This is a genomic window from Variovorax sp. FW301-JW7 (assembly GCF_058788795.1).
Genome location: NZ_JBYTBC010000004.1, coordinates 96,122 through 120,373, shown reverse-complemented (window position 1 = coordinate 120,373; position 24,252 = coordinate 96,122). Strand labels below are relative to the sequence as shown.

Genomic DNA, 24,252 nt, shown 5'->3' with positions numbered 1-24,252 from the left:
TCCATGGCATCCATTTCACTCAAAAACGTTTCGGTCAGTTTCCCCATTTACGGGGCAGGCTCGGTGTCGCTCAAGAAGACGCTCGCGGCCTCCGTCACCGGCGGGCGCTTCGGCAAAGAGACCGGGGTCACCGTGGTGCAGGCGCTCAGCGGCCTGAACCTCGAGCTCAAGAGCGGCGACCGGCTGGGGCTGATCGGCCACAACGGCGCGGGTAAATCCACGCTGCTGCGCACGCTGGCGGGCGTCTATGAGCCCTCCTCGGGTGAATTCACGCGCCAGGGTTCGGTGGCCAGCCTGATCGATCCCGCACTGGGCATCGAAATGGACGCCACTGGCATCGAGAACATCATGCTGCGCGGCCTCGTGATGGGCATGAGCAAGAAAGAGGTCGACCGGCTCACGCCCGACATCTGCGAGTTCAGCGGCCTGGGCGAGTACGTCAACATGCCTGTTCGCACCTACTCGACCGGCATGATGATGCGACTGGCGTTCTCCATCTCGACCAGCGTCGAGGCCGACATCCTGCTGATGGACGAATGGCTGTCGGTGGGCGACGCTGCCTTCACCGAGAAGGCCGAGAAGCGGATGCGCGACGTGGTCTCCAAGTCGGGCATCCTGGTGCTGGCCTCGCACTCGCCCGAGCTGATTGCCAAGGAGTGCAATCGCGTGATCCATATGGAACACGGGCGGATCGTCGAAAGCTGAAGAAGCGCGCCCCGAGAAGCGCCCGGCCGGTCAGGCGATCTGCAATGCGTTGAGGATCGCATCGGTCTGGTGCTGCCAGCCGAACTTCTGCAGCGCATCGCGCCGGGCCTCTGTCGCCATCGCCTCATAGCTCTCGGCACTGCGGTCCACCGCCTGCAGGATCGCCGAGGCCCACTCATGGGCTTTCGCGATATAGCCGTTTTCGCCGTGACGAATGGCGCGACGATAGGTGAAGCTCGGCGAAGCGATGCTCAAGGTGCCCACACTCGCCGCCTCGAAGTACTTCAGTTCGGACTTGCAGTCGGTGAAAGCGTTCGATTGCAGCGGCATGAGATTGAACTCGACCGTTCCAAGCAGCCGCTGCAGGTTCACGTAATCGTGGAACGGCTGCCGACTGACGCGGTCCGAAAATGCCCGCATCGCGGGTCCGTGGTCGATGTACCCCACCACCATGACCTCGACATTCGGTCGCTGGGCCAGCACCTCGGCCAGTGCCGGCTCCACGATGGCATAGTCCAGGCGGTGCGAAGGCGAACCGCTGAAGTAGCCCAGACTGACCTTGCCGTCGCCCGAGAAACGCATGCGCTGCTTCTCGGCAAAGACTTTCTCCGCGAGCTGGAGTTGTTCCCTGTTCATGAAGTTTGGAACCACGGACACGGGAAGGCCCGAGTAATCCGCCAGCTTCTGGGCCAGGAAATCGTTGGTCGTGATCGCGCCGTCGCACAGCCTCAACGTCTGCCCCATGCGAGAGATCATGGCGAACCAGTCGTCCCACAGCCCCTTCTGCGTGACATCGAGCCCCAGGGTCGCCACCACCAGGTGCGCATAGTCCGTGTCGAACACCAGATCGTCGACGTCGAACAGTACCCGCTTGCGGCGCGCACGGAACTTTGTGATCAGCCCGTTGACCTGATGGCAATAGCGCGAGCGACAGATGACCAGCACATCCGAGGCGTCGGCGATCTCGTCGAAGCGCGCGCTATCGGACAGGAAAAAATAGCTGGCCGAAACCTGGCTGGCGGTATCGAGTTCGTTGAGCACCTGAGCCATGTTGTAGGCTCGGTAGCGAAACGTGCTGTTGTTCGGCTCTTCATAGAAGTACGCCACCCGCATCGAACGCCGATGCAGCATGGCCAGACGCGCGGAAACCGGCAGAAGCCAGGGGTCCGCATAAGGAACGCTGGGCGTGTTCAGCGCAAACATCAGCGTGCTGTCGTGAGCGACCGAAGGACATCTTCGAACGCCTGCGCCCAGTCCGCGCCCAATCCGTTCGCGGCGTAGTTGCGACTGCGCGCTTGCGCGTCTCCTGCAAGTGCCACTCCTTCCCGCAGGGCGTTCAGCAAGGCCTCCGTGTCCAGCTCCGCACAAAGAATATTCATCGAGTAGGGCGAGAGGTCCTGCTTGTTGGCGAACCTGTTGGTAACCACCACCGCACCGCTGGCCGCCAGATCGAACGGCGGATAGCTCGGATGCGGGGTATACATGAGGCTGAGCCCCAGATCGATGGTGCCCACGAGATCGGCATAAGCCCTCCACCCGAGCCCTTCGCATCGCTGAGGCCTGCTGCCGTCGCCGAACGTCACATTCGGAATGTCCTTGCCGACGAAGTACACGTCCCACTGCCGAAGATCGAGGATGCCTTCGTTGATCGCGCGATCAATGAGCGCCAGGCCGACGTGGAAAAGATTGCGCGGGTTGTTGGGCCGGGCGTAGAAAAAGAAGCGCTTCTTATCCCCTGATTCGCGGTCGCGCACATGGAACAGCGATGTCGGAAAGGCCGGCTCGAACCAGCATCCGGTGCGGTTCAGGTGCGTGAGACCGGTAGCGATCAGGTGGTCGTAAAGCAACCGGGTATTGATGACGAACCGGATGTCCTCGGTGCGCAGCACCTGCTCACAATGCACCCGCTCCTCTCCGAATGGATAGAACATGCGCTCGTCTTCCTGGAGAAGGTAGATGATCGATGCATGCGGAACGCTCGGCAACGCGGCGGCCGTTGTCCACCAGGAAGTCGTGACGAAGGTCTCGTCCGGATGGATATCCAATCCGGGCGAAACGGTCGCCCCAGGCTGGTCCGCCGCCGGGTTCTCGTCCAAGAGCGGCGCGAACGCGAACTGGATTTCGTGCCGAAGCTCGATGCCGTAGGCGTTCAGGATCTGCCAGGCATTGCCGGGAATGGGGGCTTCGGTCCGGGTCACGACCCGCAGGGTTGCGTTCATCCGGTTGGCCAGCTGGGCCGAGAACAGCAAGGCCGTGCCCACGCCCCCGAACAGGCTGTCCGAACCGATGCTGTCCGTCACCAGGCTGACACGCGGCAGCGAAGGTTGCGGAATGACGTAGGTTTGCAGAGGCTGCTGCGAAAGGAAGCGCTGCCCACAGATTTGCGGCACCGTCCCGGAGCGTTCGACGACGACGGACGCAACCTCCGCTTTGGTGAATACGCCACGCCCGGCAACGGCATCCCCCAGCTTCTCGCGAATCAATCTTGCGGCAGCTCGGGTTCCGTGCTCCCTCCAGAACTCCACGAAGCGTCGACCTCGCACACTCATTCTTGTTTCCTGTTTTTCTTTATCAAGCACCGACACAAGCGACTGTCGGGATATGCAGCATCGTGAGGGAAAAAATCAACACCGTCTATGAAACGCAATATGCTCGAGATGGCTGACCCGCTTTAAGCATCCACAAATAAATACGTTATTTTCCATTTCATACAGCCAGGAAGCAAAGTGTTTTATTCCATTTTCAAGCGAAACACCACGTACTTGCTGGCGAGGTACGCAACGACCGTATAGACCGGCATGCCGAGCGCCTGAGCCAGATAGGTATTTATACCAAACCCATCGATTGCAGCCATCACCGTCAACAGGTTGGCGGCGTACGCCACTGCGGTGGCCAGAAAAAACTTCACCGCCGCCGACGCCATGAGACCGCGGTAAGCGAACGTCCAGCGGCTGTTCAGGATGAAACTGACACAAATTCCGACGCCATAGCCGATGGCATTGGCCACGACATCACCGGCATGGAAGAAATATTTGGCGGAATAGATGACCGACAGGCCAACCATCGTGTTGGCGACCCCGACCACAAGGAAGCGCACGAATTGAAAGGAAAATATTTTTGACCGCTTCATTTAAAATCAGCCAAAGAATTGAAGGGGAGCGCAGGGAAATATCGTTGTCATCGAGAATTTCCCTCACCACAGGCATATGCAGCCCGCTCGGCGCTGAGGACCTGATGTATTCCCACCCCCAGACTGCGCACCTGCAACATGCGCTTTTCATTTCCCACGACGGATTGGAATTGGATTTTTCTTTGATAAAGGCTGGAAGCCTTGCTGACGCCTGTAGTGATTTTTGGTGGCTTTCTGGAAATTCTCTTGAATATGGAAATGATCTCGGCGATCGTCGTTGGCCGCCCCGATGCCACGATCTTCAACAGCACCCCCGGCCACAGATCCGGTTCCCGCAGGGTCCCGATGATTTCGACTGCCGCATCGTCTACCGAGATGTAGTCGCGGATGGTGTCGATCGGGACATAGATGCCAACCGGTCGATTGCGCACGATGCTGCGAGCCATGTGCGTCAAGAGCCCTTGCGCCTTCCCAACGGCCTGCCCCGCACCATAGAGCGTCGATATTCGGGCCAGCAGCACTGAAACCTGCGGATGCGCAGCCCCGAAGCTGCGCAGAATGTCCTCCTGACGCAACTTGGCTCGCGCATAGGCGCTGTTAGGCGCAGGCAGAGAGTTCTCGGTGATGATTTCATCTTTGGACGACGCATAGATCGCCCCGGCCGAACTCGAGAGCACCAGCGCACCGGGCATCGATATCAGCGTTCCATTCGACTCGATCAGCCGAGTGAGCAACGCGAGCGCCCGGACTTCCGGCTCAAGCGACTCTTCAGCACTGCCCATTGTTCCGATGCCGGCAGCCCAGTAGATTTCCCATCGCGACGCCTGCCGTGCCTGGAGAGAAAAAGCGTCAACCGCGGCTTCGATCTGTGTCGCGAGCCGAGCCTCATCCGTCCAGCTGAAATGCTCGACGGGAGTGAATGCCGTGGCCCCATCAAGTCGGAGCGCACGGCAAAAAGCAGAACCCAGCAACCCCCGGCCGCCGAGCACCCAGGTCAGCGTCATGGACGGTTTGGCCGGGTCGGCTTCGAACTCACGACATAGAGTGGCTTGCCCATCGCAATGCCCATCGTCACCGCCAAGTACTCCGCGATCACGCCAAGCGCTGTCAAGATGACCCCGGAGAAAAATGCCACCACGACGGCGAGCGACGTCCACCCTTCGACAGGCACCTGCCCGGTGTACTTCTCGTAGATGGCGTAGATCGCAAATCCCATCGCCAACAGGATCGAGAAGAATCCCATGATGGTGATCAGACGCAGCGGTCGGGTGCCGGTCGTGAGAACCAGGCTCCAGAAATGCCGGACCAGCGACAGGAAGGAATAGCCCGAGGGTCGGCCCAGTTCTTCCCTGAGACGCAAGGGGCAGTGCCCTACACGGCCCGTGATCCAGAACAGCCCGACATCCAGATAGACACCGTTGCCGCAATAGGCGGACAACGTCCTGGCAATCTCGCCATCGATGAATCGGAAGCTGTTGAAGCGGCCGATGGTCTTGTTGCCGAGAAGGCGCGTGCTGATGCCCTTGGCCGTTCGGCTCATCAGGTTGCGCAGCCAGCCATGCGGCGGCGGGTTCGTAGGTTGCGCGTAGACGAGCTGGAGCGAAGCGCTGAGCGCCAGGTCCAGCATCGCACCGATGCTTGTGGGGTCCTGCTGGCCGTCTTCATCCATGGTCACAACCCAGTCTCCTGTGGCGCTGGCCATGCCGGCCATGGTGGCGGCGTGCTGTCCATAGTTTCGAGACAGCCAGACCGGCTGAACGAAGGTATGGCTCTCCGCGAGAGCGGTCATGGTGAGGTCCGACCGGTCCGGGCCGCAATCGTGGACCAGCACGACTTCGCTGACGACGAACGAGTTCCCGGCCGCGGTGACTTGCGGGTGTGTCAATTTCTCGATTTCGGCCACGAGAATTGGCAGCGTTTTTTCCCCCGAATAAACCGGGATCACTATGGAAACTCGTTCTAGCCTGTTCATTTTAATAATTCTAAAAATTTAATTTGCCACCATTGAAACAAAACTCAAACCCGAAATTCCCCTCGGAATCAAAAGCTCATTTCTTCAAGCAAACAATGGCCAGATTTTCAACAATAAAGACAGACTTCCGACTTGGCCAGGGTTCGGATTTTTCGCAATACCTTTCGCCAATCAGGCTCTGATCGCCGGAGGATTTTTTGAAGGCATAACCAGAAACTTCAACCAGCAATGGCACCCTTGAGTACTCTGGAGAAAATGCGGAGATGTTCATATCTCCTTGAATCGTACTCAACCGAGAGGAATGATGCCAACCACCATCGCTTACAAAGACGTACTCAACCTTCAAAAAATCTTCTTGTTGCTCAAGACGAGCAATTATCCGGTTCGCCTCAGCTCTGTCCCACGAATTTATTCTTTTTTGATCTGCAAACACCTGGTTGTTTATAAAAACAAAAGACACCAGCAAGAAGATCAACAAGCCTGAAAAAATATTCCCAGAAGTCTTTCCGAAAAATCCTCGCACCGCCGAATAACCGACGAGCAACGGCAACCCAACAATCAATGCAACCTGGGGAAGCACTCTCGGCACCGGATGCCAGTCCTTGAATGGGGCAATCACCCCCACAGTCACGGGGATCAGCAAAAGCAAACCCAATGCGATGCAAAAAAGATCAAGCGATTTCTTTGAATTTCGCTCTTGAGACCAGAAAATCTTCGCGGTCAACATCACGGCGATAAAAATCATCGCGGCAACAAGAACCTTCAACCACCGAGGGGACACCGGCTCACCCAACCAGTAGGTCCGAAGCAGAAGATCCTTGATCTGTCCGATTCTCTCCGCAAAGAACCCGCGCTCAATCAGGTTCGCTCTTCCCGTCAACTCGATCCATCCCATGCTTTTCGATACGCTGAGAATGATCAAGAAAATGACCGCGGAAGCAAGGCAAACGAACATCAGCATCATGGCGCGTCGTTTGAGATCCTGTCCGTCAGTCACTTCAAAATCGATCTGCTTCCAGGAAATCGCTCCAAACAGGTAAGCAAAAATGACGGCTGTGGAAAAATAGTTCAAAAACCCTTGGTAGATGAACAACATGCCGACCATGGCGGCCAGTGCAATCGCGATGTGCGGCCACCTCAACGGCTTTCGCGAAATCATCTCCAACGACACGATGGAAAATGCCGCCGCCACGCAGTACCCGGGCAGCACCATGCGGAAAGTGAGGATTTCCGCCAGATATGGATGGGCCACCATGACAGCGCCCACCAGCGCCGCACCCCGCGCATTCGCGACGCCCACGAATCGCAAGATGGAAACGACCAGCGCGGCCTGAAGGAGCAGCGCACAGACGCCGAGCGACACGTACAAGTCATTGATGTTCACCCCAAGGGAGTCGATGAAGCTGTCAATGCCCCCAAGCAGGAACCGGCCCTGTGTCAGGAATACGCTCAGCTCGCCCTTTGTGAACCCCTGCCCGAACGCGTAATCATCCACGGCAAAACCACGCGCCAGAACTCCACCCTTTGCAATCAGCGCCGTACCAAATACGATCAGCAGCAACTTGACATGGGTGCTCTCCCACCCGTCAAGGATTTTGAATTTTGTTTTTTCCATCACACATTGAAGCCGAATTGAAAAGCTTCTCAGGAAGCGCGAACTAAACTGCGACGCGAAGCTTCGAATCGGGCCTTCTTGCCTGGTTTTTCAGGATCTTCTTGAAAATATCACTGGGTGCCGCGATGCAACCCGCCGAACTTGTTTGACGAACCAAAGAAATTCTCTTCATGCGGATGGCATGGCCGGTTCCCGGAACGCATTTGTGCACGGCACCCGCTGACATCACCTTGAGATTCCAGGCCCAATCTTCGTAGCCTATTTGTGCTGCCAAGTCTGTTTCTGGGTAGGGATTTTTCACAAGAAACTCTCTGCGCACAAAACAAAGTGACGTCCAATAGTTCACCAACGCAAGTGCTGCTGCGTCGAAATTCTTGCTTTCGGCATCGATATGCACAAAAACATGAGGGTCGTGCCCGAAATAGACATTCACCTCGGGATGAAGCACGAGTTCCCGCTCGTCCGCGCTCGCCATGGCATAGGCGTCCGAAAGCCAGGCAGGACCCCAAAGATCGTCGCCGTCGAGAAACGCCACATAGTCGCCCTCGGCCAGCAATGCCGCCTGATTCCGAGCATGCCCGACATCACCATGGTTCATGGGGACCACACGCACCTGGGGAAATCTTGCGACGCTGTTGTTGACGATCTCGACAGACAGTGCGTCCGCGCGGTCCATCGCGACGAGCAGTTCAGTGGTCAAGCCCCGTTCCCGGGCCGCCTCGAAGCACGCCCAGACACTGTCCAATGCCGGCTTGAGCCACAGGCCTTCCTTGTGCGCATTGACGATCGCCGTGATGTGAAACTTAGACATGCTCGGCCTCACTGGAGGACATGGATGAGAAAGGAAGCCCCGCCTTGAATGCGGACCAGGAACGCTCGAGACCCAGCTTTTTCCTCATGGCTTGCAGGCGGCGCTCCACCTCTTGCGGGTTGTCGAGAATTTCCTGGATGGCCGCGCAATAAGCGCGCTCGTCGTCCAGAGCATCGATCAGCCATCCGGTTTCGTTGGTCACCAGTTCGCAGACGCCTCCAACATTGCTCGCGATGATGGGGACGCCTGCGGCGGCGGCATTGATCAGGACAGTCGGCATACCCTCGAAACGTGACGTGAAGAGGAAGGCGGCATACCGCTCCAGGGGAAGCTTGCTGAACGAGGCGAACATCCCCAACAGACGCAGCTTGGGCTGCGTGCCTGCGAGCGCCGCCAGTTCAGCTTCGCGCTGAGGCTCACCGCCGCCGTAGACGTCCAGTGCGACCTCCGGCAGAGACCGGATGATCCGCCCCAACAACTCCGTATTTTTTTGGTAGCAGAACCGGCCCGCCCAGAAGACGGCCGGCCGTTGTTCGTCGGATGCGGATCTCTTGGAAATCTCTCGCAGATCGTCCAATGCCGGCTGAGGAAGAAACTGGAGCTTCTGCGTCAATGCATGTGTAAACCCATACCTCGCCACCACTTCTTCAAGGAAGACGTTGGTATCGAAATAGATCTTGTCGACGTTGTGGATCGCGGCCCGAAGGTGCGTATCCGCATACCCCGCCCCGCGGCCATCTTCCGTGAAATCGCGGCAGAACAGCGTCGTGTAGACCTTGCATATCGACTGGAAAGCCTTGCCCTTTTCAACAAGGGCCGTCCAGCACGCCAGGCTGTTTACGTTCGTGATCGACTCGGGCTGAAGCGCGAAGATCAGCGCCTCGACGATGCGTTGCCTGTTCCGCTGATTGAGATCGGGGTCGTAATCGGACAAAACCAGCACTTGCGACCCCGAGGGCAGCCAGTCGAAGGCATCCACCTTGTCATGATCAGTCAAGACGAGCAGCGTGGCAGAAACACCGACCGCCTCCTGCGCTGCACGCAGGATGTTGACCCCAGCGAGATCGGCCCCGCCTTTGACAAGCCAAGGCATGAAAACGACGTGCCGGACTCCAGCAGGCAGGTCATGAAAAATTTCAGTCCAGACGGCACCAAGCTCATCGGTCGGGATGCTGAAATTCGGGCGCAGCCTCAAGTGCTTGCCGTGCAACGGATGGCACGATTCGATTTCGGGGTCGAGCGTCATCAGGTCTGCAACGGTCCGCCTGACGGCCGATGCGATCTTGGGCGGCATGCCCTTGAAGCGACCTTCCTTCATTCCATGCTTCAGGTAGTGAAGCAGTGGGTGCACGCCGTGCAAGACAACATCCGGATAGATGTCGCAATACCACTCGCAATCGAAGTTCTCGCTGGCCTTCAATCCCTCAAAACCGCCATGCCGCAGGAAATGAAGGTAAGGATCCTGATTCTTCAGATGCGGGTAGTTTTCGAGATACCACTCGGCATCGAAGAGGTCCGTTTCATGGAGCAATTCGAGATCGCGAATCTCCTGCTCTGTCACGAGCAGAGTGCCGTTTCTTGAGTAGCGACTGAGATCGATGGTTGGCGCCGAACGTCGCTTCTCGGAGATGGACGCGCGCATTGGCAGGCGGGCAACTGCGATCTTCCGCCCCTCCTCTTTGCCCCACTTGAGGTAGTGCACCAAAGGATTCAGGCCTCGGTACGCCACGTCCTTGTTGGCCTCCAGATACCCTGCTGCATCGAACTTTTCGCTTGGTGCACGCCCTTCCCTGCCGCCGAACCGAAGGAAATGCTGGATCTCAGCGCCTTCCGGCACATCCGGATTGCGCTCCCGATACCATTTTTTATCGAACAGATCCGACTGCCGGAGCAGACCAGCATCGCGATACTCGCTCACAACCTGAGCGCTTCGCTTCAGTAGTTTTTTGAAATTCATTCCGGGTTTCATGAAAATTGATGCGCTTCCTTGCGCTCACACGCTCAGGCCTTTGTCCGTCGATCGAATGCGCATGAGGCCGGAGTCGTTCGGTTCACTCCATCAGAAGCAACTCGCATTCACAGGCAGCGGGAATATTTCAAATACAGCAAGAAGACAAGAATCTCACTTTCGGCATTCGCTCATTGCTGTGCGATCAAGAAACGAAGCACCGAATCCGGCTGGCACTCAGGTGCCTTGTCCAAAAAACTCTGATTACTCGAAGACATCCGCCGCTTGAAGCGATTTGCCTTCGACGTCCTTCTTGGACAACTGCGGCGCCATGCCGATGTCCGGCCACGCGATCTGCAGGCTCGCGTCGTTCCAGGCGATGCATCGCTCGTGCTCCGGCGCGTAGTAGTTCGTCGTCTTGTACAAGAAATCCGCGGAATCCGTGAGAACGAAGAATCCATGCGCGAAGCCCGCCGGAACCCACAACTGCCGGTGATTGCCTTCGCTCAACTCCGTACCCACCCACCGCCCGAACGTGGGCGAAGAACGCCGGATATCGACAGCCACATCAAAGACCGCACCGCGCACCGCACGCACCAGCTTTCCTTGCGCTTGCTGGACCTGATAGTGCAGGCCTCGAAGCACGCCCTTGGACGACCTTGAATGGTTGTCCTGCACGAAGTCGACCTTCGATCCGACCGCATCTTCGAAGGCACGCTGATTGAAGCTCTCGTAGAAAAACCCTCTGGCATCGCCGAAGACCTTCGGCTCGATGATCAAGACGTCGGGAATCTCGGTTTGGATGACCTTCACGAACGCACCTCTTCGGCCAGCAGGTGCTTCAGGTACTTTCCGTAGCCGTTCTTCTGCAGCGGTGCAGCCAGCTTTTCGAGTTGCTCGCGATCGATGAAGCCATTGCGCCACGCGATCTCTTCAGGACACGCGATCTTCAGCCCCTGTCGATGCTCCAGCGTCGCAATGAACTGGCCGGCTTCTAGCAGGCTCTCGTGCGTGCCGGTATCCAGCCACGCATAGCCGCGCTGCATGATCTGCACATTCAGCTGGTTGAGGTCCAGATAGGCTTGGTTGACGGCCGTGATTTCCAGCTCGCCGCGCTCGCTGGGTTTCACGGCCTTGGCAATGTCGACGACCTGGTTGTCGTAGAAGTACAGGCCGGTCACCGCGTAGCTGCTCTTGGGCTTGACAGGCTTCTCTTCAATGCTGCTGGCCTTGCCGTTGGCATCGAAGGCCACCACACCATAGCGCTCCGGGTCGTGCACGTGGTACGCGAACACGGTCGCACCGCCCTGCTTCGCATCGGCATCCGACAGCAGGTGCACGAAGTCATGCCCATAGAAGATGTTGTCCCCCAGCACCAGCGCGCTCGGCGAATTGCCCACGAACTTCTCGCCGATGATGAAGGCTTGCGCCAGGCCATCGGGACTCGGTTGCACCGCGTACTGCAGGTTCATGCCCCACTGGCTGCCATCGCCCAGCAATTGCTGGAAGCGCGGCGTGTCCTGCGGCGTGCTGATGATCAGGATGTCGCGCATGCCGCCGAGCATCAGCGTGCTCAGCGGGTAGTAGATCATCGGCTTGTCGTACACCGGCAAGAGCTGCTTGCTCATGGCGAGCGTGGCCGGGTGCAGGCGGGTGCCGGAGCCACCGGCGAGGATGATGCCTTTGCGTTGCGTCATGGGAGTCTTCTTCTGTGAGGGGCAGGAAAAATCAGTCGGTCAGAGCGTCTCGCGCAGCATGCGCGCCACGCCTTCCTGCCAGGGCGGCAGGCGCAGGCCGAAGGTGGTCTGCAGCTTGGTGGTGTCGAGCCGCGAGTTGTGCGGCCGCGTCGCGGGCGTCGGGAAGGCGCTGGTGGGCACGGCCTCCACCGCCTGCGGGCCGGCCTTGAGTTCGACGCCGGCCTGCTGCGCCATCTCGAGCACGAAGCGCGCGTAGCCGTGCCACGTGGTCTCGCCGCCGGCGATGGCGTGGTACAGCCCGGCCTTGGCCGGGTCTTGCAACGTGGCGCGGATGGCATGCGCGGTGATGTCGGCCAGCAGCTCGGCGCCGGTTGGCGCGCCGAACTGGTCGTCGATGACCGTGAGCTTGTCGCGCTCCTTGGCCAGCCGCAGCATGGTCTTGGCGAAGTTGCCGCCGCGCGCGGCGTACACCCAGCTGGTGCGAAAGATCAGGTGCTTCGCGCAATGCTTCGCCACCAACTGTTCGCCTTCGAGCTTGGTCTGGCCGTACACGCTGAGCGGACCGGTCGCGTCGTCTTCTTTCCAGGGCTCGGTGCCGCTGCCGTCGAAGACGTAGTCGGTGGAGTAATGCACCATCAGCGCGCCGATCTGCTGCGCGGCCTCGGCCACCACGCCAGGCGAGGTGGCGTTGAGCTTGCGCGCGAAGTCGGGCTCGCTCTCGGCCTTGTCGACGGCGGTGTGCGCGGCGGCATTGACGATGACGTCAGGGCGCACGGCCAGCACCGTGGCGGCCAGCTGCTCGGGACGGCTGAAGTCGGCATGGAAGTCGGTGCTGTCGAAATCCAGCGCGACCAGTTCGCCGAGCGGCGCGAGGCTGCGTTGCAGCTCCCAGCCGACCTGCCCACCCTTGCCAAGCAGCAGCAGCTTCATGCGCCGGCCTTCGCCGTCGTGGCGTCGTACTGCTTCTCGACCCACTCGCGGTACGCGCCGCTTTGCACGTTGCGCACCCACTCGCCGTTCGCGAGGTACCACTCGACGGTCTTGCGGATGCCGGTGTCGAAGGTCTCGGCAGGCTTCCAGCCAAGCTCGGCCTCGAGCTTGCGTGCATCGATGGCGTAGCGGCGGTCGTGGCCCGGGCGGTCCGTGACGTAGGTGATCTGTTCCTTGTACGGTTTGCCGTCGGCGCGAGGGCTCAGCTCGTCGAGCAACGCGCACACGGTGTTGACGATCTCGATGTTGGGCTTCTCGTTCCAGCCGCCGACGTTGTAGGTCTCGCCGAGCTTGCCGGCCTCGAGCACGCGGCGGATGGCGCTGCAGTGGTCCTTCACGTAAAGCCAGTCGCGCACCTGCATGCCGTCGCCGTACACGGGCAGGTTCTTGCCGGCCAGTGCGTTGACGATCATCAGCGGGATCAGCTTCTCGGGGAAGTGGAACGGGCCGTAGTTGTTCGAGCAGTTGGTGGTGACCACCGGCAGGCCGTAGGTGTGGTGCCAGGCGCGCACGAGGTGGTCGCTGGCGGCCTTGCTGGCCGAGTACGGGCTGTTGGGCTCGTACTTGTTCTCTTCGGTGAACGCCGGGTCGGTCTTGGAGAGCGAGCCGTAGACCTCGTCGGTCGACACATGCAGGAAGCGGAAGGGCGCCTTCTGGTCGGCCGGCAGGGCGTTCCAGTAACCGCGCACCGATTCGAGCAGGCGGAAGGTGCCGAGCACGTTGGTCTGCACGAAGTCTTCCGGGCCGTGGATCGAGCGATCGACGTGCGATTCCGCGGCAAAGTTCACGACGGCACGCGGTTTGTGCTCGGCCAGCAGGCGGTCGAGCAGTGCGCTGTCGCCGATGTCGCCTTGCACGAAGACGTGGTTCGCGTTGCCCTTGAGCGATGCGAGGGTCTCGAGGTTGCCTGCGTAGGTCAGCTTGTCGAGGTTCACGACGGGCTCGTCGCCCTGCGCGATCCAGTCGAGTACGAAATTGGCGCCAATGAAGCCTGCGCCGCCGGTAACCAGGATCATGGAGTCCCCACCTGTAGAAAAAAGTTTGCTTTACCGAAAATCAACATTCAATTATCCCATCGGTGTGAAGTGCCGATGTACAGGGCTTGGCCGGCTTGCGGGGCCCGCCTACAATCGCCAACAATTGCAGGAGAGCGGGCCTCCACGGAGGCCCTACCGAAGGCGCAAACTCCCATAAACGCTCAGGTCGGCCCGACGACATTCCAGGCAACGCCACGGAATTTCGGCAAGGGGTCAGTACTGCACTCATCGATACAGCCGTCTGGAGAGCCGCCACGCCATGTGGCGCACCGAAGGAGCAAACCCGCTGCGGGTGCAGCAGGGTGAATCTCTCAGGTACCGAGGACAGGGGGAGCGGCAACTTGGACAACGGTCGTCCGGTTGCTTGCTATTTTTTCAATAGCGCTCCACGCCCGCCGTTCAAGCGCTGCAAACTCAAAGGTACTTGCAATGCGTGTGATCGTTCTTGGCGCCGGCCTGCTCGGCGTGACTTCGGCCTACTACCTCCAGCAACTCGGCCACGAGGTGACCGTGATCGACCGGCAGGCCACCCCGGCCGCCGAAACCAGCTTCGCCAACGGAGGCCAGATCTCGGTCAGCCATGCCGAACCCTGGGCCAATCCGAGCGCGCCGCTGAAGGTGCTGCAGTGGCTTGGCAAGGAAGATGCGCCGCTGCTGTTTCGCATCCGCGCCGACATGCGCCAGTGGCTCTGGGGCCTGCAGTTCCTGCGCGAATGCACCCCCGCGCGCACCCGCCACAACATCGAACAGATCGTTCGTCTCGGTACATACAGCCGGGAAATGTTGCAGCAATTGCGTCGAGACACCGGCCTGAACTATGACCAGCGCACGCAAGGCATCCTGCACTTCTACACGACGCAAAAAGAATTCGACGGCGCCCTCGCGCCCGCCGAGCAGATGCGTGCCCTGGGCTGCGAGCGGCTGGTCATCTCGGCCGACGAGGCCATCAAGATCGAACCCGCCCTCGCCCACATCCGCCCCCAACTCGCCGGCGCCACGTACACCGCCGAAGACGAATCGGGCGACGCCAACCGCTTCGCACGCGAGCTCGTGAAGCTGGCCGAGGCGGCCGGCGTGAAGTTCCTCATGAGCCACACGGTGACCGCGCTGCGCGAAGCCGGCGGCAGCATCGACCACGTCGAGGCGACCGACAACGAAGGCCGCTTCCAGCGCATCCGCGGCGATGCCTTCGTGCTTGCGATGGGTTCGCTGAGCCCGCTGTACGCCGCGCCGCTGGGCATCCGCCTGCCGATCTACCCGGCCAAGGGCTACTCGGTGACGCTGCCCGTGAAGGACGCATCGAAGGCGCACCAGGTCTCGCTCACCGACGACGAATACAAGCTGGTGTTCTCGCGCTACACGTCGGAGTCGGGCGACCGCCTGCGCATTGCCGGCACGGCCGAGCTCAACGGCTACGACCGCGACCTGAACCGGGTGCGCTGCGAAGCCATCGTGCGGCGCGTCGAAGAACTCTTCCCCGGCGCCGGCGACACCGAGCGCGCGCAGTTCTGGACCGGCCTGCGCCCGGCCACGCCGAGCAACGTGCCGCTGATCGGCAAGACCAAGCTGCCGAATCTGTTCCTCAACACCGGCCACGGCACGCTCGGCTGGACGCACGCCTGCGGCTCGGGCAAGTCGATCGCGCGCATCGTGAGCGGGCTGGCGCCCGAGGTCGACTTCGCGTTCGCCGGCATGCCGGCGAACGCGCCGCGTGCCGTGCAACCCGCACTGGGCTGACACGACACGCGCCCCTGGGTCACGCCTTGAACGTGACCCAGGGCTTGAGCCGCACGGCGCAGCGGATGAGCCCTGCACTTTCCTGCGCCTCGATCACCGCGCCGATCGGCTTGTAGGCCTGCGGCGCCTCTTCGATGCGGCGCTCTTCGCGCAAGGTCACACACTGCCAGCTGGCATCGGCGTCGCCGGGCGCGGGCCGCATCGCGCGCACTTCCTGCCGACGCATGCGCCGGCCGGCGCCATGGCTGCACGACCACAGCCAGTCCTCATGCCCCAGCCCGGTCGCGAGGTACGAGTGATCGCCCATCGACCCGGGAATCAGCGCCAGGTCGCCCGCGTGCGCCGGCGTCGCGCCCTTGCGATGGATGTTCATACCGTGCTCGCGCAGCACCACGTTGTGCGGCACGTCGACCACCAGCGTCGACGCCGTGGCGCCCAGCAGCTCGGCGAAGTCCTTGCGCACCAGCTCGGCCAGCACGACGCGGTTGGCCCACGCGTAGCGCGCGGCCACGCCCATGGCTTCGAGGTACTCCTGCGCCTGCGGCCCGGCCAGGCCGTACAGCCCGCTCTTCGGATGGCGCAGGCCCTGCGGCCACTCGGCCCGTGCGCGGTCCATCCATCGGCCGCCGACATGGAACCCGATGTCGCGCGAGCCGCTGTGGATCATCACGACGACCTCGCCCGCCTTGAGCCCTGCGCGGTACGCCGCGTGTCGGTCCATCACCTGGTCGACCACCTGCAGCTCGACGAAGTGGTTGCCGCTGCCCGGCGTGCCCAGGCACGGATCGCGGAACACCTCGTGGCGCGCGCCGGTGTAGGCCGGCGGTGCGTGCCGCGATTGCCCGCCGAAGCTCGCCAGGCCGATGCACGCGCCGATCTCGGCCTGCAGCCGGTCGCGGTCGCAGGCCGCCCAGAGCCCGTCATTGCGCACGGCGTCCAGGAACGCGGCCGGCCCTTCGTCGAACAGCGCGCGAAACGCCGCCGTGTGCACCGGCACGTCGCGCCCGTTGTCGAGCAAGCTGCGCGTGAGCCGCGCGAGCAACTGCGTCTTGTGCGGCGCCACCTGGTCCAGCGTGAGGCCGGTGGTCAGCAGGCGCATGCCGCAGTTGATGTCGGTGCCGACCGCGGCGGGAATCACGAAGTCGCCATCGGTGGCGACGACGCTGCCCACCGGCGCGACCGAGCCCGGATGAAAGTCCGGCGTCGCGCAGGCCTTGCACACGCCATGCGCGCCGTCGGGCGAGCGCACGCTGGCGAAGGCCAGCAGCTGGTTCACGGCTTTTTCTTCCAGCGGCAGGCTCTGCGGCAGAAGAACGGTCGCCTGCGCGGCTTCGTTGCGAAGGTGATAGATGCCGTCGCGGTAATCGACGGCGATGTTCGCGCGCGAAAAGGCGCGCTGGAGTCTCGAAAAATGACTGTGGTTGGGGCTGCCCATGGCTGCAATTCCATTCGGGGAAACCGTGTCGGTTTCCGGGCCCCGTCACATCGCATGGCGGGGCGAAAGAGATCGACCGCGTGCCTCGGGGCGCGCGGATCACTCCTTCTTGCAGCAGCAGAGATTCAAGAAAGCGGGCGGATTCTAGCGACGCGAACCGCCTGCGAAAACAACGCGCAGGCGCACGCGTCGTTTTTTCCCGTCAGTCAGCCAGTCAGTCCGGCGCGGTGAACACCGTCAGCACGCCGGTGTAGCCGTACAGGTGGTGGCGTGCGATTTCGCCGGCGGCGAAGAAGCCGACCAGCGGCACGTCGCCCAGCGCATGCCGCACGATCTGCAGCTCAGCGCCCGGCGCACCGAAGTGCGGGCCGCCGCGTCCCGAGCAGCTCACGTACACCGCGCCCGCGATGCGCCGCGCGGGATGCGGCGCGGCCTCGGCCTCGCCGGCCGCCACGGCGCGCGCGGTGGCCAGCGTCTGTTCTTCGGGCTCGAGCTCTTCGCGGATCTCGGCGCAGATGCGCATCAGGTCGGCGCGCGCCGCCTGCGCGTTGCGGCGGCAGAAGCTCAGCCGCATGCCGGCCTCGGCGTTGTCGGCAATGGCGATGCCGCGCCGCGTCGGATCGAGGCCGATGATGTGGCGCACCAGCACGTCAGCGCCCAGGTCGCCGGTGCGGCGGATGCCGTCGCTGCCCGCGTCGGCCAGGCCGACCAGCGTGTTGCGCACGGCGTCGATGGCCTCCTGCGGCCGGTCGAGCGACACCTGCAGGTCGGCCAGCAGCACGTCGAGCGCCGGCTCGCCGTCGAGCGAGAGCAGCAGGTTGCCGTCGGCCTCGGTGATCTCGCGCTCGCGCGCGCCGCCCGTGCGCAGCGGCTGGCAGCCCTGCGTGACGCGCGACACCAGCCGCACGCCCTCGCCGAACACCACGCCCGACAAGCCGCCCGAAAACACACCGCCCGCCGCACCGTGGCCGCGGATGTTGCCGTTGCCGCCGACCGCGAACTGCAGCGCCCCGCCGCGGCCGGACGAGAGCCCGCCGAACAGGTAGCCGGTGTCGGTGCGGCCCGCCATCTCGCCGATGAGCTCGCCCAGGTCGGGCGTGGCGGGGTCGGCGTGCACGAGCGCGGTGTGCGCCTCGAAGCCGCTCATTTCGGAGCTGCCCAGCGGCGCCACGCCCGAGAACACGCGGTACTGGTCGCTGGGCAGCGCGCACAGCATCAGGCTCAGGCCGGGCTCGTCGAAGTACTCGGCGTTGTTGGCCGACACGCCGATGCCGACCGTGCCCGACCAGTCGGTGACCTCGGGCAGTTCGGCGCTCAGGTGATCGAGGATCTCCTGCGCCTCGCTCGCGTAGTGGTCGGTGATGTAGAGCAGCCCGAGCGTCGGGTTCGACGCGTAATCGGGCAGCGCCATCTGCGCGCGCAACTGGGCCAGCACGAGGCCGGCGGCCATGCGCCATTGCGGGTGGGTGGCATGGCCGGTGGGAAACAGTTTCATGGTGCGTACCGACCCGTGCGTCGTCGTCTGGAAAGGTGACTGTGAGACGTCAGCGCCGGCCGGAGGTTCGCTTGCGCGCGGCGGTGGACGTGGTTTTCTTGCGCGCGGCGGGTGCCGGCGCGGCTTTCTTGGCGGCGGCCTTCTTCGCCGCGGTCTTGGCGGCCGGCTTGCGCGCCGCCGTTGCCTTGCCAATGACCTGCCCCACGGCGTCGGCCAGCGGCTGCGCCATGGCCGGCACCTTGAGTTGCGCCGCGTCCTGCAGCGCCGTGCTCGCGATCTGCTGGAACTGCTCGGTGAGCGAGCCCCACCATTGCATCGGGTCGACCACGCCGGCGGCGCCGTTGGACGCTGCGGGTTTGGCGCGCGACGTCTTCTTCGGCGCCGGGGTTTCCTCTTCCACCTCTTCCGCTTCTTCCTCGGCCTCGTCGAACTCTTCTTCCTCTTCCTCGACAGCTTCCGGTTCGGGCCGCGGTGCGGGGGCCGGTGCAGAAGCCGGTGCAGGTGCCGGCGCCATGGCCGCGGCCTGCTTGGTGAACGCGCTGGCGATGTCTTCCATCCGCACGTTCATGCCGCGCAGGGTCGACAGCGTCATCTTCTGCACCTCGAGCGCCTGGATGGTCGCCTTGAGCGCGTGGCCGTTCTGTTCGAGCCAGTACTGGACCGTCTTCAATTCCTGGATGCGCTTGTCGACCTCTTCGACGCTCATGGTGGGCGCGACCCAACTCGCGAGGCTGGGGATGCCGGGCACCGAGCCGGAGCCCGCGGCGGCACCGCCGGCGAGGTTCTTCAGGAAGTCGAATCCGGGGACGAACTGGCTGAAGTCGAAGGGTTTGCTGGCGTTGCTCATGCGGGAGGTCTCCTGGCTGGGTTTTCTTGTGCTGCCAGCTTACTCCAAGCCCTTTGCAAGCGAATCAGAGCTCGTCCCTGACCCGGCTGAAAACCTTCCAGAAATTCGCGTCCTGCGAGGTCGCGAAGTTGATCCGCATCATCGTGCTCGGCGGCCGGCGCGCATGGAACAGCGAGCCCGGCGCCAGCAGGTAGCCTTGGTCGAGCATGCGTTGCGTGAGCGCGTCGGTGTCCACGCCCGTGTCGACCCAGCCGAACAGCCCGGCCGGCTCCGAGGCGAAGGTGCAGCCGTGCGACATGGCGAGCTTCACCGCGCGGCCGCGCGCGCCGTCCAGGCGGATGCGCACGCGCTCCGAATGGCGGCGCAGTTGGCCCTGGTCGATGCACCACGACAGCGCCCGCTCGAACAGCGTGGGCGAGGTCAGCGTGGCCAGCAGCTTGGTCTCGAGCAGCCGCTCTTTGAGCGCGGGCGAGGCGGCCAGGAAGCCGATGCGCCAGTTGGGCGCCAGAATCTTCGCGAAGCCGCTGACGTAGATGGTGCGCTGCAGCCCGTCGAGCGCACTCAGGCGCGTGGCGTGCTCGGGCGCGAGGTGGCTGTAGGTGTCGTCCTCGACGATGTGGAAGTCGTGTTCGTTGGCCAGCTTGAGCACGCGGTGCGCGCTGCCCGGCGTGAGGCTGTAGCCGGTCGGGTTGTGCAGCACGCTCACGCTCACGAACAGCTTGGGGCTGTGCAGCTTGCAGTACTGCGCCATCACGTCGAGGTCGGGCCCGTCGGCGCGGCGCGGCACCGGCAGGATGCGCATGCCCAGCGCTTCGAGCCGGGCGAACTCCAGCGCCCAGCCGGGCTCCTCGACCATCACCGGATCGCCCGCGCGCAGCAGCGTGCGGCTCACGATGTCCAGGGCATGCGTGGCGCCGATGGTGGTCACGATCTGGTCCGGCCCAGCCGGCACGTTGATGCGCACCAGCTTCTGCGACAGGCTGCGGCGCAGCGCAAGGTCGCCCGAGGGCTCGCCGTACTGCAGCGACAGTTCCTGCAGCGCCGACGTGGTGGTCACGCGGCGCACCGCGGTCGCCAGGAAGGTCGAGGCCATCCAGTCGGGCGGGAACACGCCCATGCCCGGCTGCGGCTTGTCGCTCGGGCGGTGAAACATGCTGCGGATCAGCGAGCTGGCATCGGCCGGCACGCGCGAGGCCATCATCGGCGGGACCTCGGGTGCGGCATGCGCCGGGTTGCGCGAACTCTCGGGCACGGGCGCCGCGTCGCGCACATAGAAGCCGCGCTGGCGGCGCGCCTCGACCAGCCCTTGCGCGAGCAACTGGTCGTACGCGGCGACCACGGTGTACGGGCTCACGCCCTGCTGGCGCGCGCATTCGCGCACCGAGGGCAGGCGCGCGCCGGGGGCCAGCAGCCGGTTGCGGATGCGCTCGGCGAGGCGGTCGGCCAGCTGCCCGGTCAGGGACTGGGTGGAGGTTCGGGTCAGCATCGGATCGGGCTGCATCGCACAGAGAGCAAGAAAAGGGCGGCGTGTGTCGAAGGAATGACCAATACAGATTTCAGATTTGTTCGATCATCTGTACTGGAACTGTAATGGTCCAAAGTTTAGAGTCTGTGACATGAACTGGCAAGAATTCACCGCGCTGCTGGTGCTGGCCACGGCGATGAGCTTCTCGCCCGGCCCCAACACCACGCTCTCCACCGCCCTGGCGGCCAACGGCGGCCTGCCGCGTGCGATGCGTTTCGTGGTCGCGGTGCCCGTGGGCTGGACCTTGCTGCTGGCGATCTGCGCGGCCGGCCTCGGCGCGCTGGTGGTGGCGATGCCGCCGCTGCGCCTGGCGATCAAGGGCCTGGGCATCGCCTACCTGCTGTGGCTGGCCTACAAGCTCAGCGGCAGCGCCCAGCTCGGCAAGGCCGACAACGCCAGCCTCTCGGTCGGCTTCGGGCAGGGCGTGATGCTGCAGTTCGTGAACATCAAGGCCTGGCTGCTGGCGCTCACGCTGGTGGCCGGCTGGATCGCCGGCCAGCCCGACGCGCTCGCGCGCTTCGCCATCGTCGCGCCCGTGATGCTGACCTACGCCTTCACCAGCAACTTCGCCTATGCGCTGGTCGGTGCGCTGCTGCGCGAGTGGCTGGCCAAGGGCACGCGCCTGCTGTGGTTCAACCGCGTGATGGGCCTCATCCTGGTCCTGACGGCCTGGTGGATGGTGGGCGTATGAAGCTCGCCCTCAAGGACGAAACGCTGGGCATGTGGCTCGGCATGGTCGGTGTGGCGCTGTTCGCCATCACGCTGCCGATGACGCGTCTGGCCACGGGCACGCAGGACGCGCCGCAGCTGTCGCCGTGGTTCGTCACGGTCGGGCGCGCAGCGCTGGCAGGCGTGCTGTCGGCCATCTTCCTGCTGGTCACGCGTTCGCCACGCCCGGCGCCGCACCAGTGGAAGCCGCTGGGCATGGCGGTGCTGGGCAACGCGATCGGCTTTCCGCTCTTGCTGGCCTTTGCGCTGCGCGTGGTCACGGCCAGCCACGCGGCGGTGGTGACGGCGCTGCTGCCGCTGGTCACGGCCGCGGTCGCGGCCTGGGTGCTGCACCAGCGCGCGCGGCTGGGCTTCTGGCTCTGCGCCGTCGCGGGCAGCCTGCTGGTGGTGGTGTTCTCGGTGCTGCGCGCGCAGCAGAGCGGCCACGGCTTCGGTTTCGAATGGGCCGACCTGCTGCTGGTCGGCGCGGTCGTCGCGGCCTCGGTCGGCTACATCTACGGCGCGCAGGTCACGCCGTCGCTGGGCGCCGAGCGCGTGATCTGCTGGGTCTGCGTGATGGCGCTGCCCGTGACGCTGCCCGCCACGATCGCCCTGTGGCCGCAGCAACCCGTGGCCGCCTCGGCCTGGGTCGGCTTCACCTACGTGGGCATGTTCTCGATGTGGATCGGCTTCTTCGCCTGGTACCGCGGCCTGGCCCTGGGCGGCGCGCTGCGCGTGAGCCAGACGCAGCTGCTGCAGCCCTTCCTGTCGATCCTCGCGTCGATCCCGCTGCTGGGCGAGCCGCTCGACCTCGTGACGCTGGGCTTCGCCGCCGCCGTGGTCGCCACGGTGGTCGTGGGCAAGCGGCTGTCGCAACCGGCCACCCCCACCGTTCCGCGCGGCGTCGAGCCGCAGGCCAGGAGCTGACGACCATGACGCTGTTCAGCCATGTCACCGTCGGCTGCACCGACCTGTCGCGCGCCGCCGCCTTCTACGACGCGGTGCTGGCGCCGCTCGGCCTGATCCGCCGCCCCGTGACGCCCGACGGCGGCCCCGACGCCGCCTGCTGGATCGTGCCGGGCCAGACGCTGCCGCGCTTTTACGTGTACATCCCGCTGGACGGCGAACCCGCCAGCGCCGGCAACGGCAGCATGGTCGCGTTCTGCGCGCCCTCGCCGCAGGCCGTTCACGCCGCCCACGAGGCGGCCCTGCGCCACGGTGGCCGCGACGAAGGCGCGCCCGGTCCCCGCCCCCGTTACGGGCAGGGCTATTACGGCGCCTACCTGCGCGACCCGGACGGCAACAAAATCCATGTCGTGCACCGTGGCGACATCCCGCCGCCCTGACCCCACACTCAGACTCACCTCACCTCTCATCCGCCAGAAAGAAGAAAGCCTCCCATGAACTGGAAACTCGCCGCCCGCGCCGCCAAGATGAATCCTTCGGTGCTGCGTGAAATCCTCAAGGTCACCGAGCGCCCCGGCATCATCAGCCTGGCCGGCGGCCTGCCTTCGCCCAAGACCTTCCCGATCCAGGAATTCGCCGACGCCTGCGCCGAAGTGCTGCACAGCGACGGCGCCGCCGCGCTGCAGTACGCCGCCAGCGAAGGCTATGCGCCGCTGCGCCAGGCCGTGGCCGACATGCTGCCCTGGGACGTCGACGCGTCGCAGGTGCTCATCACCACCGGCTCTCAGCAGGGCCTCGACCTCGTGGCCAAGGTGCTGATCGATCCGGGCAGCAAGGTGCTGGTCGAGACGCCCACCTACCTGGGCGCGCTGCAGGCCTTCGGCCCGATGGAGCCGCACCCCGTGGGCGTGGCCAGCGACGACGACGGCGTGATCGTCGAGGACCTCGTGGCCAAGGCGGCCGACGCGCGCTTCGTCTACCTGCTGCCCAACTTCCAGAACCCCACCGGCCGCACCATGACCGAGGCGCGCCGCGCCGCCGTGTCGGCCGCCGCAGCCGCCGCCAACCTGCCGATCGTCGAGGACAACCCCTACGGCGAACTCTGGTTCGACGAAGCCCCGCCGCTGCCGCTGGCCGCGCGCAACCCCGAGGGCGTGATCTACCTGGGCTCGTTCTCCAAGGTGCTGGCCCCGGGCCTGCGCCTGGGCTTCCTGGTGGCGCCGAAGGCCATCTTCCCCAAGCTGCTGCAGGCCAAGCAGGCGGTCGACCTGCACACGCCGATCTTCACGCAGCGCATGGTCTCGGCCGTGATGAAGGACGGCTTCCTCGACCGCCACGTGCCCACCATCCGCGCCCTGTACAAGCGCCAGCGCGACGCCATGATGGCCGCGCTCACGCGCGAGATGGCCGGCCTGGATGTGAAGTTCAACGCCCCCAAGGGCGGCATGTTCCTGTGGGCGCGCCTGCCCGAGGGCATCGACACCGTGACCCTGCTGCCCAAAGCGGTCGAACGCAACGTGGCCTTCGTGCCCGGCGCGCCGTTCTATGCGGGCGAAGGCGATCCGCGCACGCTGCGCCTTTCCTTCGTGACCGCCAGCGTCGAAGAGATCGACACCGCCATCGCCGCGCTCGCCGTCACGCTGCGCGAAGAGCTGGCGCTGCTGGCCCCCGCCCACGCCTGACAAGGCCGACGA

At 63.6% G+C, this 24,252-nt stretch carries 22 protein-coding genes and 2 riboswitches; of the genes, 6 read left to right on the top strand and 16 right to left on the bottom strand.

The features are described 5' to 3' along the window. Positions 1 to 3 precede the first annotated feature (3 nt). Positions 4 to 705, top strand: coding sequence for an ABC transporter ATP-binding protein (locus AC3WQM_RS12410; RefSeq protein WP_062471155.1), 702 nt, complete (start codon positions 4 to 6; stop codon positions 703 to 705). Between the two features lie 30 nt (positions 706 to 735). Here the strand turns inward: AC3WQM_RS12410 and AC3WQM_RS12405 are convergent, their stop codons facing one another. The 12 genes from AC3WQM_RS12405 to rfbB form a co-directional block, all read right to left on the bottom strand. Next, positions 736 to 1,908, bottom strand: a complete 1,173-nt coding sequence (locus tag AC3WQM_RS12405; RefSeq protein WP_492679052.1) for a glycosyltransferase — start codon at positions 1,906 to 1,908, stop codon at positions 736 to 738. Then, positions 1,908 to 3,188, bottom strand: a complete 1,281-nt coding sequence (locus tag AC3WQM_RS12400; RefSeq protein WP_492679050.1) for a rhamnosyltransferase WsaF family glycosyltransferase — start codon at positions 3,186 to 3,188, stop codon at positions 1,908 to 1,910. The genes AC3WQM_RS12405 and AC3WQM_RS12400 overlap by 1 nt, the downstream gene beginning before the upstream one ends. Positions 3,189 to 3,436: 248 nt before the next feature. Further along, positions 3,437 to 3,835 (bottom strand): GtrA family protein, encoded by a 399-nt coding sequence (locus tag AC3WQM_RS12395; RefSeq protein WP_492679048.1) that lies wholly within the window; start codon positions 3,833 to 3,835, stop codon positions 3,437 to 3,439. 47 nt (positions 3,836 to 3,882) lie between these two features. Next, positions 3,883 to 4,839, bottom strand: a complete 957-nt coding sequence (locus tag AC3WQM_RS12390; RefSeq protein ID WP_492679046.1) for an NAD-dependent epimerase/dehydratase family protein — start codon at positions 4,837 to 4,839, stop codon at positions 3,883 to 3,885. Further along, on the bottom strand, positions 4,836 to 5,807 hold the full coding sequence (locus tag AC3WQM_RS12385; protein WP_492679044.1) for a glycosyltransferase: 972 nt from the start codon (positions 5,805 to 5,807) through the stop codon (positions 4,836 to 4,838). The genes AC3WQM_RS12390 and AC3WQM_RS12385 overlap by 4 nt, the downstream gene beginning before the upstream one ends. Before the next feature lie 76 nt (positions 5,808 to 5,883). After that, positions 5,884 to 7,422, bottom strand: a complete 1,539-nt coding sequence (locus AC3WQM_RS12380; RefSeq protein WP_492679042.1) for a hypothetical protein — start codon at positions 7,420 to 7,422, stop codon at positions 5,884 to 5,886. Positions 7,423 to 7,465: 43 nt separating this feature from the next. Beyond that, a complete protein-coding gene (locus AC3WQM_RS12375) occupies positions 7,466 to 8,233 on the bottom strand; it encodes a glycosyltransferase family 2 protein (RefSeq protein ID WP_492679040.1) in 768 nt (255 codons plus the stop codon). Beyond that, entirely contained in the window at positions 8,226 to 10,190 is a 1,965-nt protein-coding gene (locus AC3WQM_RS12370) for a glycosyltransferase family 4 protein (protein WP_492679038.1), read from the bottom strand. The genes AC3WQM_RS12375 and AC3WQM_RS12370 overlap by 8 nt, the downstream gene beginning before the upstream one ends. 255 nt (positions 10,191 to 10,445) lie before the next feature. Next, on the bottom strand, positions 10,446 to 10,994 hold the full coding sequence (gene rfbC / locus AC3WQM_RS12365; RefSeq protein WP_492679036.1) for a dTDP-4-dehydrorhamnose 3,5-epimerase: 549 nt from the start codon (positions 10,992 to 10,994) through the stop codon (positions 10,446 to 10,448). Beyond that, a complete protein-coding gene (gene rfbA / locus AC3WQM_RS12360; protein WP_492679034.1) occupies positions 10,991 to 11,878 on the bottom strand; it encodes a glucose-1-phosphate thymidylyltransferase RfbA in 888 nt (295 codons plus the stop codon). The genes rfbC and rfbA overlap by 4 nt, the downstream gene beginning before the upstream one ends. A gap of 39 nt (positions 11,879 to 11,917) precedes the next feature. After that, positions 11,918 to 12,808 carry a dTDP-4-dehydrorhamnose reductase gene (rfbD, locus tag AC3WQM_RS12355; protein ID WP_492679033.1) on the bottom strand — a complete coding sequence of 297 codons (891 nt, stop codon included), beginning with the start codon at positions 12,806 to 12,808 and terminating at the stop codon, positions 11,918 to 11,920. Then, positions 12,805 to 13,884: a dTDP-glucose 4,6-dehydratase gene (gene rfbB / locus AC3WQM_RS12350; RefSeq protein ID WP_492679031.1), complete on the bottom strand. Its 1,080-nt coding sequence runs from the start codon at positions 13,882 to 13,884 to the stop codon at positions 12,805 to 12,807. Before rfbB ends, rfbD begins: the two co-directional genes overlap by 4 nt. Before the next feature lie 117 nt (positions 13,885 to 14,001). Continuing rightward, positions 14,002 to 14,092, top strand: a riboswitch (glycine riboswitch). Positions 14,093 to 14,136: 44 nt separating this feature from the next. After that, positions 14,137 to 14,243, top strand: a riboswitch (glycine riboswitch). 91 nt (positions 14,244 to 14,334) lie between these two features. On the opposite strand from rfbB, the gene AC3WQM_RS12345 reads away from it, so the two are divergent. Beyond that, a complete protein-coding gene (locus AC3WQM_RS12345) occupies positions 14,335 to 15,642 on the top strand; it encodes a D-amino acid dehydrogenase (protein ID WP_492679029.1) in 1,308 nt (435 codons plus the stop codon). A gap of 19 nt (positions 15,643 to 15,661) precedes the next feature. Here AC3WQM_RS12345 and AC3WQM_RS12340 read toward each other — a convergent pair whose 3' ends face one another. The 4 genes from AC3WQM_RS12340 to AC3WQM_RS12325 all read right to left on the bottom strand — a co-directional run bounded on the left by AC3WQM_RS12340 (position 15,662) and on the right by AC3WQM_RS12325 (position 20,905). Next, on the bottom strand, positions 15,662 to 17,077 hold the full coding sequence (locus AC3WQM_RS12340; RefSeq protein ID WP_492679027.1) for an RtcB family protein: 1,416 nt from the start codon (positions 17,075 to 17,077) through the stop codon (positions 15,662 to 15,664). A 214-nt stretch (positions 17,078 to 17,291) separates the two neighbouring features. After that, the gene (locus AC3WQM_RS12335; protein ID WP_492679025.1) at positions 17,292 to 18,572 is read right to left on the bottom strand and encodes an FIST signal transduction protein; all 1,281 of its coding nucleotides are present in this window, start codon (positions 18,570 to 18,572) and stop codon (positions 17,292 to 17,294) included. A 49-nt stretch (positions 18,573 to 18,621) separates the two neighbouring features. Further along, a complete protein-coding gene (locus AC3WQM_RS12330; protein ID WP_492679023.1) occupies positions 18,622 to 19,419 on the bottom strand; it encodes a PhaM family polyhydroxyalkanoate granule multifunctional regulatory protein in 798 nt (265 codons plus the stop codon). 64 nt (positions 19,420 to 19,483) lie between these two features. Then, positions 19,484 to 20,905 (bottom strand): aminotransferase-like domain-containing protein, encoded by a 1,422-nt coding sequence (locus AC3WQM_RS12325; protein ID WP_489060962.1) that lies wholly within the window; start codon positions 20,903 to 20,905, stop codon positions 19,484 to 19,486. A gap of 130 nt (positions 20,906 to 21,035) precedes the next feature. Between AC3WQM_RS12325 and AC3WQM_RS12320 the strand changes: the two genes are divergently transcribed. From AC3WQM_RS12320 to AC3WQM_RS12305, 4 genes are read left to right on the top strand one after another with little or no spacing between them, the layout of a single operon-like run. Further along, the gene (locus AC3WQM_RS12320; protein ID WP_492679021.1) at positions 21,036 to 21,635 is read left to right on the top strand and encodes a LysE family translocator; all 600 of its coding nucleotides are present in this window, start codon (positions 21,036 to 21,038) and stop codon (positions 21,633 to 21,635) included. Further along, entirely contained in the window at positions 21,632 to 22,579 is a 948-nt protein-coding gene (locus tag AC3WQM_RS12315; protein WP_492679019.1) for a DMT family transporter, read from the top strand. Before AC3WQM_RS12320 ends, AC3WQM_RS12315 begins: the two co-directional genes overlap by 4 nt. A gap of 11 nt (positions 22,580 to 22,590) precedes the next feature. Next, positions 22,591 to 22,998 (top strand): VOC family protein, encoded by a 408-nt coding sequence (locus AC3WQM_RS12310; RefSeq protein ID WP_492679788.1) that lies wholly within the window; start codon positions 22,591 to 22,593, stop codon positions 22,996 to 22,998. A 54-nt stretch (positions 22,999 to 23,052) separates the two neighbouring features. Then, on the top strand, positions 23,053 to 24,240 hold the full coding sequence (locus AC3WQM_RS12305; RefSeq protein WP_492679017.1) for an aminotransferase-like domain-containing protein: 1,188 nt from the start codon (positions 23,053 to 23,055) through the stop codon (positions 24,238 to 24,240). Positions 24,241 to 24,252 lie beyond the last annotated feature (12 nt).